Genomic DNA, 12,166 nt, shown 5'->3' on the forward strand with positions numbered 1-12,166 from the left:
CATGAGAGCCTTTTATGCTGTCGAGCAGAAGCGTCACGACCCGAAAGCCTTTCTTTCCAGCGGTGCGCCGCAGCCGAACCCCGAACAGCCGGAGCGTGTCGAACGCCTGCTCGTCGGTGCGAAGGCTGCAGGCTGCGAAATTGTCCGGCCGCAAAATCATGGCCTTGGCCCGATCGCTGCCGTGCATACGCCGGAATATCTGGAATTCCTTCAGCACATCTATGCCCGCTGGCGGCGTATTGAGGAGGCTTCGGAAGAGGTAATCCCGAACATCCACCCGCTGGCGCGTGACGGACGTTATCCGGCTTCCGCCGTGGGACAGGTTGGCTATCACATGGCCGATACGGCTTGCCCGATAGCCGAACATACATGGGAAAGTGTGTGCTGGAGCGCGTGGAGTGCGGTCGATGCGGCCGATGCGGTGCTTGCAGGCGAGGTCGCAGCCTATGCGCTCTGCCGCCCGCCGGGACACCACGCCTTTGCCGATGTGGCAGGCGGCTTCTGCTTCGTCAACAATTCGGCGGTCGCAGCCCAGCGCCTGCGTTCGAAGACAGAGCGCGTCGCGATCCTTGATGTCGATCTGCATCATGGTAACGGGACGCAGGGCATTTTCTATGCCCGCCCCGACGTAATGACCGTCTCGATCCATGCCGATCCGGTGCGCTTCTATCCGTTTTTCTGGGGCCATGCCGACGAACGCGGCGAGGGGGCGGGACTTGGCTACAACCTCAATCTGCCACTGCCGCGCAAATCGGGCGACGCCGAATTCCTCGCCTCGCTCGACACGGCCTTCCGCCGCATCGAAGCCTTCGCGCCCGATGCGATTGTGGTCGCACTCGGCCTCGACCCGTTTGAGGGCGACCCGTTCGGCGGATTGTCGGTCACGACAGGTGGTTTCGGACGCATCGCCGAAGCAATCGCAAAGCTTCGCCTGCCGACCGTCATCGTGCAGGAGGGCGGTTATCTGTGCGATGCGCTCGGCGATAATCTCACAGCCTTCCTCGGCGGTTATCACTCGGTGGCGCGATGAGCGGCCTCGTTACCTTTATCGGCGTCGCGCATCCGTGGATGTGCGATGTCATGGGGCATATGAATGTCCGGCACTATACCGGGATGTTCGACGATGCGAGCTTTCAGCTCTTGGGGCATATTGCCGGGAAAATTCCCGATGAAAGCTTTGGCTGGGCGGATGTGCGTTCGACAACCGAATACAAGCAGGAAGTGCCTGCCGGGGACCTTCTTACAATCCGTTCGCATGTGCTGAAAGTCGGGCGCTCGTCCATCACCTTTCGCCAGATGATGGTAGGTTCGCTGGATGGCGAGCTACGCGCGGTGAACGAGACGACGACGGTTTGTTTCGACAAGATTGCACGCCGTTCGCTCGAACTGGGATCGGGCATGCGTGTCAGGGCCGAAAAACTGCTAGAGGATTATCCTGCCTGCTGACATGAAAAATGCAGAACGCTTTTCGTGCAGTCACATCCGAGGTCACGCAACAAGCCGTCCTTAAGGCCATAGATCCAGCCGTGGACGACAATATTCTTGTTCTGCTTCCAAGCTGATTGCAGAACCGGCGTGCGCGACAGACTTTCCACTTGTGAGGCGACGGTCAGCTCGCAAAGCCTGTTCAGTCGTTCTTCGGGGTCGGTAAAGCTGCTCAGCTCCGGCTCGTTTGCCTGCGCAATATCGCGAACTGGCTGGAGCCAGTTATCGATGATACCGTGGCCATATCCGGCCATGGCGGCGCGAACGCCGCCGCACCCGTAATGACCGCAGACGATGATGTGCCTGATCTCCAGCACCTCGACTGCAAATTCAAGCACTGAGAGTAGGTTGAGATCGGCGCGATGGACGAGATTGGCAACGTTGCGGTGCACGAACACTTCACCCGGCTGCAATCCGGTGACGACATTGGCGGGAACCCGGCTGTCCGAACATCCGATCCAGAGATATTCCGGGCGCTGCATCGATGACAGTCGGCTGAAATATTCAGGGTCTTCCTGGCGCTTTTCCGCAGCCCATTGCCGGTTATGTTCGAAAAGGTCTGATATCATGAACCCGTCTCATCCGGATGTTTTCCGCCTCAGACATAGACGGCTATAGAAGTATAGTAATTGATGCCGAGCAAGTAAGAAATGTTTTGGCATCGGAGGAGCGGGAAAAACGCCCGCTCCTCCTCGCTTTTATACAGCCGGTTTCTCGCTGCGGCCAATGCCGAGCAACTGGTAGAAGACAAGCGCCGCAAGCGTCGATGTTGCAATGCCGCCAAGAGTGAAATCACCAATCGTCAGCGTGAAGTCGCCAGCGCCGAAAATGAGTGCCACGCCCGCCGTGAAGAGGTTGCGGGAATCCGCAAAGTCCACCTTGTTGACGATCCAGATGCGGGCCATGGCCGAAGCGATGAGGCCAAACACCGAAACGGCAAGTCCTGCCAGAACCGGGGCCGGGATGGTTTGCAGGATCGCGCCGAATTTCGGCGACATGCCGAGGATCAACGCCATGATTGCGGCAATGACGAAGATCAGCGTCGAGTAGACTTTGGTCATCGCCATGACGCCGATATTTTCGGCATAGGTGGTAACGCCGGTGCCGCCGCCCGAACCGGAAATCATCGTTGCAAGACCATCACCAAGGAAGCCGCGACCGATATAACGATCCATGTTCTGGCCGGTAATCGAACCGAGGGCTTTGATGTGGCCGAGATTTTCCGCCACCAGAACGATTGCGACCGGTGCAATCAGGGTGATCGCTTGCCAGTTGAATTCCGGCGTCGTGAAATGCGGCAGGCCAAACCAAGCGGCATTGCTGACTGCGGTGAAGTCGATGCCAGGTACAATGCCGAGGCCGTTGCCGAGAATGAGGACCAGCAGATAGCCGAACAACAGTGCAAAAAGCACTGAGAGGCGCTTGGTGCCGCGCGGTCCATAGGCCGCGATCATCGCCATGCAGAGAACGGTGAGCAGCGCGATGGTTATATGTGTGCCGGTTCCCTTCAACTGGCTGACGGCGACCGGAGCGAGGTTGAGGCCAATGGAAACGCCGATGGCTCCGGTGACGACCGGCGGCATCAGCCGTTCCACCCAGCCCGTGCCGATGGCCATGACCACAAGGCCGATCAATGCATAGAGCGCGCCGCAGGCAATAATACCGCCGAGCGCGATGCCAATATTGGGATTTGGACCGGAGCCGCCATAGCCTGTTGCGGCGATGACGACTGCGATGAAAGCGAAGGACGAGCCGAGATAGCTTGGCACACGACCTGCCGTCAGCAGGAAGAATAAAAGCGTGCCGATACCGGAGAAGAAGACGGCGACATTGGGATCGAAACCCATCAGCAGTGGTGCAACGATGGTCGAGCCGGACATTGCAAGAAGATGTTGCACGCCCATAGGAATGGCGGCGGCGGCCGGCAGGCGCTCGTCAGGAAGCACGACGGCGTTTGATGTCAAACGCCAGCTTGGGAAATAGCCCATGATGTCCCTCTGGAAAATATTGTCCGTTTGTTATTTTACGCGCATCTTTCCCGAAAACCGCTTCGCACTTTTCGGGACGCGCTATTGCCTTTATCGCCTCGTGCCGGTGATTTCCAGAGGGGATCGGACCAATCAGCCAGGGAGCTGTTGATGAGTGGCCTTGGAGCTCCATGCGTGCTTATAAGTGCACAAGGATGCTCTGAACTATTGGATTTACGCATTGGCCAAAACATCGATTCCGCTTTTCTGGCCGATGCTGTCGCGATTTTATCCTGTCACTGTTACGCGCTCATCACCATCCGTCACCCTGCCGATGATGCTGGCAGATGGATAACCGGCGGCGCGGATGCTATTCAAAAGCCTTTCTGCTGCCTCCGGCGCGCAGGATACGAGGAGCCCACCAGATGTTTGGGGATCGGTCAGCAATTGCTGTTTCCAGAGCGGACAATCGTCCGGAAGCTGCACATCATGTCCATAGCTTGCCCAGTTGCGAGTGGATGCTCCGGTCACGAAACCGTCTTTTGTCAGCCGTTCGGCCTGCTTGAGAAAGGGCAGGGCGTCATAGGCGATAGCAATGCCGGCTTTTGAACCGCGCGCCATTTCGAGCGCATGGCCGAGGATGCCGAAGCCGGTGACGTCAGTGACCGCGTGGACGGCGTCATCCTTGCCAAGTGTGGCCCCGATGCGGTTCAGCAATGTAACAGACGCCATCATTTCATCGTAACCGGCGCTGTCGAGTTCCTGCTTCTTGAACGCGGCGGAATAAATACCGACTCCGATTGCCTTGGTCAGGATCAGCGTGTCTCCCGGAAGCGCGCCGCTGTTCTTGCGCAGGCTCGAAAGCTTGCAGGTCCCGATGACCGCAAGCCCATAGATCGGTTCCGGCGCGTCGATGGAATGCCCGCCTGCGACCGGAATGCCAGCTTCAGCACAGATACTGGAACCGCCTTTCAGGATTTCGCGGATCATTTCCGCTGGCATTTTGTTCACGGGCATGCCGAGGATCGCCAGCGCCATGATCGGCGTTCCTCCCATGGCGTAGACGTCGGATATCGCATTGGTGGCCGCGATGCGTCCAAAATCGAACGGATCATCTACCATCGGCATGAAGAAGTCCGTGGTAGCGATCACGCAGTTTTCGTCATCCAGTTGCCAAACGGCGGCGTCATCGCCGGTTTCAGTTCCGACGAGAAGCTGCTTGAAAGGCTGCATGGCGGGTTGGTCCGCCAGCAGATCCTGCAGGACCGCCGGAGCCAGCTTGCAGCCGCAGCCGCCGCCATGGGCAAGCGTGCTGAGACGAATAGGTGATGCGATATCCATGATGTCCTCAGAACTTATATCGTTATTTCGCGTGCGGTCATGGCGTAGCGGAAGGCGTCCGCATCGAGACAATCCAGACGGGTGCTGGCGACTTCGGCCTGCGGATACATGAGGAAGCCGAGTTGTGGTCCTTGAGCAGAAGGCAAGGCGATGTCGCTGCCGTCATTGAAGGCGATCCAGTTGCCCTCCCAGGAGCCGAAGAGCTTTTGCCGCACGGCTGCGACACGCGGATCATCGGCGGGGAGCCCGCCCTTTTCCTCCTCCAGCATCACCTTGCGCACATCCGCCGGATCGGTCGCGACCCAGCCGATGCCGTCGAGATAGATTTCGGCGCGGCAATGCTGGGCTTTGGTGATGGTCTCATTCTTTGCACCAAGGCTCTTGTAGCCGAAGGCGGAAGGCGCGACGCGCACGCCATAAAGATCGCGGGCCGGAATTCCCGCTGCCCTGACGAGAGCCACGAACAAAGGATTGATGTCGGCGCATTTGCCACCGAGATCGCCGCTGTCAAGCATGGCGACAATGTTTCCATCACCGCAGCCGCGCGTTGAGGCGCGCCGGTATGTGTTGGCGACGACCCAGTCGTAGATGCGGCGCGCCTTCTCCTGATCGGTATCCGCATCCGCAACGATCCTGTCAGAGGTCTGCTTGATGATGCCATCCACCGGCGCAAGGCGGGTCCCGGCCAGATAGCGTTCGCGTTCGGCTTGGGTCAGCGGCACGGCCCTTATCGAAGCATCGAGATTGCTTGCACGGTCGCGGGTGGAGATGAGGCTGATGATTTCGGCTTGCGGCTTTGCTTCGTCTGCGTCCCATTCAAGATAAAGCAGGTCGGTGCCGCTGGCCGCATCGCGGTCGAGCCGCGCGACCTTGGCGTTTGTCGTCCAGCGATTGCCTTCCGGACGGTTCCAGTCGCTGCCATCGAACCCGGCCATAGGAACCCAGACTCGAATGGGCTCTCCTGAGGCGACAGGTGCAATGCTGGTTGTGATCTCGAAGCTGCGCCAGCCCGATGGCTGCGGCGCGAATGTGTTGCTGGCCGCAGATGCAAAATTCGGCAGCATGCTGAAGGCGGCGCAAGCCGCACCGGATTTAAGAAGTTCCCGACGGTTCATGACGATCCCCTTTTTGCTTTGAATTGTTCTTGTTGCGATTGCCCGAGAAAAATCGCTTCACGACCTTCAGGCCGGAAAGTGACAAACATGCAATGATTACAGGAAATCTGGACGCGACTTTGCCCGTTTCAAACGAGGCTGGGCTGAGGGTCGCACAACGCCACCGCATCGGGTCAAATAAGCCGATGCGAAGCAAGAGCCACTCAAAATTCAAGCCCCGAAACTCGGGAGCAACAAAAGAAGCCACGACATCAGTGTGGCGCTTTTACAAGGGAACGTCAATCAGCTAGCACGTTTTCAGGCCATTCTTACTGCAAGGCTCGCGCATGAATACATGACTAAGAATATCATGTTATTGGTAACTACACCTTATTGTTAATTGTTTTAGGTCGCGCTTCTGTTGACAACTTGGTTTTATTGCGGTGAACTGATCTTAGGCAAGTCCAATTTAAAGAAGAATATGCTGCGGTATTTTTCTTCTGACGATCAGGGAGGTGCAGCGCAATGAATGTGGAGCTCTCACGACGCCAGTTTCTGGGCGGGACGGGGGCGGTAGTGGCGGCTTCGGCGCTTGGGTCTTTCGGTTTCGGCGGGGTGGAAACCGCCTATGCTGAAGCCATTCGCCCCTTCAAGCTGACCAACACGACCGAAACCCGAAATACCTGTCCTTACTGCTCGGTTGCCTGCGGCATCATCCTCTATTCCAAGGGCGATGTCAGGAAAGGCGAGAAAGCTGATCTGGTCCATGTCGAAGGCGATACGGATCACCCCACCAATCGCGGCACGCTTTGCCCGAAGGGGGCGGCACTGAAGGATTTCGTCAACGCGAAGACCCGTCTGCAGAATCCGCGGGTCCGCGAGGCGGGTTCATCCGAGTTCAAGCAGATTTCCTGGGAAGATGCTCTCGACCGTATCGCGCGGCACCTGAAAGACGACCGCGACGCCAACTTCATAGCGAAGAACGCGGCGGGCACCACGGTCAACCGCTGGACTTCGACAGGTTTCCTCGCGGCTTCGGCAACCACCAATGAAACAGCGTTTCTCACCTACAAGGTGGTGCGCAGCACAGGCATAGTTGCATTCGATAACCAGGCACGCGTCTGACACGGCCCGACGGTGGCGAGTCTCGCCCCAACATTTGGCCGTGGAGCAATGACCAACTCCTGGACCGATATCAAGAACACCGATCTCGTCGTCGTCATGGGCGGCAATGCGGCGGAAGCGCATCCATGCGGCTTCAAGTGGGTAACGGAGGCCAAGGCCAATCGCGGGGCGAAGCTGATCGTCGTCGATCCGCGTTTCACGCGCACGGCTTCCGTGGCGGATTTCTACGCGCCAATCCGGCAGGGTACGGATATTGCCTTCCTGCTCGGTGTCATCAACTACTGCATCCAGAACGACAAGGTGCAGTGGGAATATGTGAAGCATTTCACCAATGCCAGCTACATCATCAAGGATGGCTTTGAATACAAGGACGGCTTGTTTACGGGCTACGATGAGGAAAAGCGGGATTATGACCGTTCGAGCTGGGATTATGTAATCGGCGATGACGGCTATGCGGTCGTTGACGATACACTGCAGAACCCCCGCTGCGTATGGAACCTGCTGAAACAGCATGTTTCCATCTTCACGCCGGACATGGTGGAACGCATCTGCGGCACGCCGAAGGAGAAATTCCTGAAAGTGGCCGAGATGATGTCCGAATGCTCGGCGCCTGACAAGACAATGACGTCGATGTATGCGCTGGGCTGGACGCAGCATTCCAAGGGGTCGCAGAATATTCGCTGCATGGCGATGCTGCAGCTTATCCTCGGCAATATCGGTGTGCGTGGCGGGGGCATGAACGCGCTGCGCGGTCACTCTAACATTCAGGGACTGACCGATATCGGCCTCATGTCCAACCTTCTGCCCGGTTACTTGAACATCCCGGTCGAAAAAGAGGTCGATTTCGACACCTATATCTCGACACGCGGTTTCAAGCCGCTGCGTCCGAACCAGATGAGCTACTGGCAGAACTATCGCAAATTCTTTGTCAGTTTCCAGAAGGCGATGTGGGGCAGTGCCGCGACCGTCGAAAACGACTTCGCCTATGACTGGCTGCCGAAGCTGGACGTGCCGAATTACGATATGCTTCGTATCTTCGACATGATGCATGAAGGCAAGGTCAACGGCTATATCTGTCAGGGCTTCAATCCGCTGATGGCGGTGCCAAATCGCAAGAAGCTGACAGATGCTTTGTCGAAGTTGAAGTTCCTCGTGACGATGGACCCGCTGGAAACGGAAACCTCGCGTTTCTGGGAAAACCACGGTGAATTCAACGATGTGGATTCGGCTTCCATCCAGACGGAAGTGTTCCAGTTGCCTTCCACCTGCTTTGCTGAGGACGAGGGTTCGCTCACCAATTCCGGGCGCTGGCTGCAATGGCACTGGCCTGGTGCGACGCCGCCCGGTGAGGCGAAGACAGACAACTGGATCATGGCACAGATACATCTGCGGCTGAAGGAACTCTATCGTAAGGAAGGCGGTGCCTTCCCCGATCCAATTCTCAATCTCGTCTGGGATTATGAGGATGAGGGTGAACCGACGGCGGAAGAACTGGCCAAGGAACTGAACGGTCGTGCCATCGGCACTGTGACCGATCCAGCCGATCCAACCAAGGTTATTGCTGAGGCGGGCAAGCTACTGCCTGGTTTTGCGGCGCTGCGCGATGATGGTTCGACGGCATCGGGCTGCTGGATTTATTCTGGCTGCTTCACCGAGGCTGGCAACAATATGGCCCGCCGTGACAATCACGACCCTGATGAGACGGGCGCCTATCTCAACTGGTCGTGGGCTTGGCCTGCAAACCGTCGCATCCTCTATAACCGCGCCTCGGCCGACATCAATGGCAAGCCGTGGGACCCGAGCCGCAAGCTCATTGAGTGGAACGGTTCGAAATGGACGGGTTATGACGTGCCGGATATTGCGCCGACCGCCAAACCGGAGGAAGTCGGACCTTTCATCATGAATGCGGAAGGCTCTTCGCGCCTGTTCAGCCGCGGCATGATGCGCGACGGTCCATTCCCAGCCCATTATGAGCCGTTTGAATCGCCGCTCGCCAATGTGATCGCACCTAACATTCGGGGCAATCCGGTGGCGCGTGTTTTCAACGACGACTTCAAGCAGTTTGCGGAAACGGCTTCGGAGGAGTTCCCCTATGCGGCGACCTCCTACCGCCTGACCGAGCATTTCCACTACTGGACGAAGCACGTCACGGTGAATGCCGTTTTGCAGCCCGAGTTCTTCGTGGAAATCTCGGAAGAGCTGGCGAAGGAGAAGGGCATTGCCAAGGGAGACTGGGTGCGGGTTTGGTCGAAGCGCGGCTCGGTCAAGGCCAAGGCCGTGGTGACTAAGCGTATCAAGCCGCTCATCTGTGACGGCAAGACAGTGCATGTTGTTGGCATCCCGCTCCACTGGGGCTTCATGGGCGCTGCCCGCAAGGGCTTCGGCCCGAATTCGCTGACACCTTTCGTTGGCGACGCGAACATCGAGACGCCGGAGTTCAAGGCGTTTCTGGTCAATATCGAGCGCAGCAGCGCGCCTGTAGCATAGGAGGGATTAGAGATGTTTCCACCCGTTCCCAATCCTAGCGTCCAGCCGCAACAGCCGCGTTTCGGTGATAAGGACTTGATCAGGCGGTCGGCGTCGAATGTGACGCAGCCTGCCGAGCGCCAGACCGAGGTGGCGAAGCTCATTGATGTGTCGAAATGCATTGGCTGCAAGGCCTGCCAGTCGGCTTGCGCCGAATGGAACGACACGCACGAGGAGATCGGCATCAATGTCGGTGTCTATGACAACCCGCATGATCTGACGCCGAATACATTCACGTTGATGCGCTTTACCGAGTGGGACAATCCCGACTCTGGCAATCTGGAATGGCTGATCCGCAAGGATGGTTGCATGCATTGCGAAGACCCTGGCTGCCTCAAGGCCTGCCCGGCGCCGGGTGCAATCGTGCAATATTCCAACGGCATCGTCGATTTCGTCCATGATAATTGCATCGGCTGCGGCTACTGCATCAAGGGATGTCCGTTCAACATTCCGCGTGTTTCTGAAGTGACACACAAAGCTTACAAGTGCACGCTCTGCTCCGACCGCATCGCAGTGGGACAAGGTCCGGCCTGTGCCAAAGCATGCCCGACGCAGGCCATCGTCTATGGAACCAAGGACGAGATGAAGGAATGGGCCGACGGCCGCATCAAGGATCTGAAATCACGCGGCTTTGAAAATGCCGGCCTTTACGATCCGCCGGGCGTTGGCGGGACGCATGTGATGTATGTGCTGCACCATGCCGACAAGCCCGAAATCTACGCCAACCTGCCGAACAATCCGCGCATCAGCCCGGTTGTGGAGGCGTGGAAAGGCGTGTCCAAATATGCAGGCATGGCCGCGATGGGTTTGGCCGCTGCAGCGGGTCTGCTGCATTATATCTTCAAGGGTCCGAACGTCGTGACAGAGCACGACGAGGAACAGGCCGAAAAGCTCACGGGAGAGAAAAGCTCATGAGCAAGACCTACTTTGACGATGTGGAACGCGGTGACGGGATAGAACCCGGCAAGCCGGTCAAGGTGCACCGCTATTCAGGCGGTGCACGTATCAATCACTGGATCACCGCGATCAGCCTGGTGCTGCTGGCACTGTCCGGCCTTGCGATGTTTCACCCATCGCTGTTTTTCCTGTCGGGCCTGTTCGGCGGCGGACAATGGACACGTACCATCCATCCGTGGATCGGTGTGGTGCTTTTCTTCAGCTTCCTTGGGCTTTTCCTGCGTTTCTGGAGCGCCAATCTGTGGAAGCGTGAAGACAACCAATGGCTCGCGCATGCCAATGACGTGATCGCCGGCCATGAAGAAAAGCTGCCCGAAGTCGGCAAATATAACGCTGGTCAGAAGCTCGTTTTCTGGTCCATGTCCGTCCTCATTATCATCCTGATCATTTCCGGCGTGATGATCTGGAATGAATACTTCGGTGCCTCAACCAGCATTGACCAGCAGCGCTGGGCTCTGCTTGTTCATTCCATGGCTGCAGTGGCGGCGATCTGTGTCTGGATCGTGCACGTCTACGCTGCGATCTGGGTCAAGGGAACGATCAGCGCCATGACGCGCGGCACAGTCACCGGCGGCTGGGCGTGGCGGCATCATCGTAAATGGCTGCGCGAGCTGGCGTCGAAGCGGAAAGTTAAACAGGGCGGGAGCAAGCCTGCTGCATGATATTTTCAATACTGTAGGGTTGAAAAGCTCGGCAGTCGCCCCAGAATGACAATAGTCAGTGGTCCACGTGGCCCGTTGGGTTCGTGAGGAGTGATATGGCAGGCAAGAACGATCTGATGCCGGACCCGACGGTCATCGGCGAAATATCGGCACCTCCCTTCGTGCAATTGCCGGACCCCGGCACACTCTTCGCCGAAAGAGCTGCGCGACTGCGTCTTTTGGGCTCGGTCAGCCCGTTGAAACCCTATCTGGAATTCATAGCGGACCTGAGCGCAGCCCTGTCCGACGCAAATGCCAGTCTCGGTCCTGTCGACGTGCCGCAGAACAACGCGCGGGGAGGAGAGTTCGGCATGCCTGCGATAGACCGCGTAGATGCGGCATCGCAAGAGGCGCTTGACACCATCTTCGACCGGCTGTTCGAGCGCGCCCGCATGATTGCCAAGCCACAGGATGCCGCCGACGCGCTGGAACGTGTGGCGAGTGGTGGTAGGGATGAGCGTCGCCGGATGGTCGAGGCAATCTTTGCCGGTTTGCTGCCGCCGGAAGCGATTGCTGAACACATCTATGTCTGGGCAGGTCTACAGCTCCATTTCACGCGGCTTGCATCGGCGCTTGATCCGAAATCGGTGAAGCCGGTGGCCGATGGCGTCTGCCCGACTTGTGGCAGCACGCCGTCAAGCTCAATGGTCGTGGGATGGCACGGTGCGCATGGCGCTCGCTTCTGTTCCTGTGCCGTGTGCAACACGCTCTGGCATTATGTGCGGGTCAAATGCGTATGCTGCGGCTCCACGAAGGGCATCGGCTACAAGGAAGTCGAAGAAGGCGGTGGCATCATCAAGGCCGAAACCTGCGACGAATGCCAAAGCTGGGTGAAGATCATCTATCAGCAGCTATCAGCAGATGCCGATCCGATGACCGATGATATTGCAAGTCTCGGTCTCGATATGCTGATGCGCGAGACGCCTTACCGGCGTGGCGGCTTCTCTCCGCTGCTTGCCGGACTGTGAGG

The 12,166-nt window shown here is 57.9% G+C and carries 10 protein-coding genes; 6 read left to right on the forward strand and 4 right to left on the reverse strand.

All coding sequences use genetic code 11. The features are described 5' to 3' along the window. Position 1 precedes the first annotated feature (1 nt). On the forward strand, positions 2 to 1,030 hold the full coding sequence (locus FJQ48_RS20250; protein WP_139976705.1) for a histone deacetylase family protein: 1,029 nt from the start codon (positions 2 to 4) through the stop codon (positions 1,028 to 1,030). Then, positions 1,027 to 1,446: an acyl-CoA thioesterase gene (locus FJQ48_RS20255; protein ID WP_139976706.1), complete on the forward strand. Its 420-nt coding sequence runs from the start codon at positions 1,027 to 1,029 to the stop codon at positions 1,444 to 1,446. The genes FJQ48_RS20250 and FJQ48_RS20255 overlap by 4 nt, the downstream gene beginning before the upstream one ends. Here the strand turns inward: FJQ48_RS20255 and can are convergent. From can to FJQ48_RS20275, 4 genes are all read right to left on the reverse strand, one after another. Next, positions 1,431 to 2,054, reverse strand: coding sequence for a carbonate dehydratase (can, locus tag FJQ48_RS20260; protein WP_139976707.1), 624 nt, complete (start codon positions 2,052 to 2,054; stop codon positions 1,431 to 1,433). The genes FJQ48_RS20255 and can overlap by 16 nt on opposite strands. Positions 2,055 to 2,183: 129 nt before the next feature. Then, positions 2,184 to 3,473, reverse strand: coding sequence for a solute carrier family 23 protein (locus tag FJQ48_RS20265; protein ID WP_139976708.1), 1,290 nt, complete (start codon positions 3,471 to 3,473; stop codon positions 2,184 to 2,186). Between the two features lie 267 nt (positions 3,474 to 3,740). Next, on the reverse strand, positions 3,741 to 4,793 hold the full coding sequence (gene selD / locus FJQ48_RS20270) for a selenide, water dikinase SelD (RefSeq protein ID WP_139976709.1): 1,053 nt from the start codon (positions 4,791 to 4,793) through the stop codon (positions 3,741 to 3,743). A 14-nt stretch (positions 4,794 to 4,807) separates the two neighbouring features. Next, positions 4,808 to 5,908, reverse strand: coding sequence for a transglutaminase-like domain-containing protein (locus FJQ48_RS20275; protein WP_139976710.1), 1,101 nt, complete (start codon positions 5,906 to 5,908; stop codon positions 4,808 to 4,810). A gap of 504 nt (positions 5,909 to 6,412) precedes the next feature. Here FJQ48_RS20275 and fdnG point away from each other — a divergent pair. From fdnG to fdhE, 4 genes are all read left to right on the forward strand, one after another. After that, on the forward strand, positions 6,413 to 9,499 hold the full coding sequence (gene fdnG / locus FJQ48_RS20285) for a formate dehydrogenase-N subunit alpha (RefSeq protein WP_139976711.1): 3,087 nt from the start codon (positions 6,413 to 6,415) through the stop codon (positions 9,497 to 9,499). Positions 9,500 to 9,511: 12 nt separating this feature from the next. Then, positions 9,512 to 10,453, forward strand: a complete 942-nt coding sequence (fdxH, locus tag FJQ48_RS20290) for a formate dehydrogenase subunit beta (protein WP_139976712.1) — start codon at positions 9,512 to 9,514, stop codon at positions 10,451 to 10,453. After that, positions 10,450 to 11,157 (forward strand): formate dehydrogenase subunit gamma, encoded by a 708-nt coding sequence (locus FJQ48_RS20295; RefSeq protein WP_139976713.1) that lies wholly within the window; start codon positions 10,450 to 10,452, stop codon positions 11,155 to 11,157. The genes fdxH and FJQ48_RS20295 overlap by 4 nt, the downstream gene beginning before the upstream one ends. A 95-nt stretch (positions 11,158 to 11,252) precedes the next feature. Then, positions 11,253 to 12,164, forward strand: coding sequence for a formate dehydrogenase accessory protein FdhE (gene fdhE / locus FJQ48_RS20300; RefSeq protein ID WP_139976714.1), 912 nt, complete (start codon positions 11,253 to 11,255; stop codon positions 12,162 to 12,164). Positions 12,165 to 12,166: the final 2 nt, after the last annotated feature.

The sequence above is a fragment of the Ochrobactrum sp. CGA5 genome, assembly GCF_006345815.1.
In the GTDB taxonomy this organism is placed as follows: Bacteria; Pseudomonadota; Alphaproteobacteria; order Rhizobiales; family Rhizobiaceae; genus Brucella.

Excerpts from the sequence above, each read along its gene's own strand:
- FJQ48_RS20250 (WP_139976705.1), top strand. The coding sequence starts at position 2 with ATGAGAGCCTTTTATGCTGTCGAGCAGAAGCGTCACGACCCGAAAGCC.
- FJQ48_RS20255 (WP_139976706.1), top strand. The coding sequence starts at position 1,027 with ATGAGCGGCCTCGTTACCTTTATCGGCGTCGCGCATCCGTGGATGTGC.
- can (WP_139976707.1), bottom strand. The coding sequence starts at position 2,054 with ATGATATCAGACCTTTTCGAACATAACCGGCAATGGGCTGCGGAAAAG.
- FJQ48_RS20265 (WP_139976708.1), bottom strand. The coding sequence starts at position 3,473 with ATGGGCTATTTCCCAAGCTGGCGTTTGACATCAAACGCCGTCGTGCTT.
- selD (WP_139976709.1), bottom strand. The coding sequence starts at position 4,793 with ATGGATATCGCATCACCTATTCGTCTCAGCACGCTTGCCCATGGCGGC.
- FJQ48_RS20275 (WP_139976710.1), bottom strand. The coding sequence starts at position 5,908 with ATGAACCGTCGGGAACTTCTTAAATCCGGTGCGGCTTGCGCCGCCTTC.
- fdxH (WP_139976712.1), top strand. The coding sequence starts at position 9,512 with ATGTTTCCACCCGTTCCCAATCCTAGCGTCCAGCCGCAACAGCCGCGT.
- FJQ48_RS20295 (WP_139976713.1), top strand. The coding sequence starts at position 10,450 with ATGAGCAAGACCTACTTTGACGATGTGGAACGCGGTGACGGGATAGAA.
- fdhE (WP_139976714.1), top strand. The coding sequence starts at position 11,253 with ATGGCAGGCAAGAACGATCTGATGCCGGACCCGACGGTCATCGGCGAA.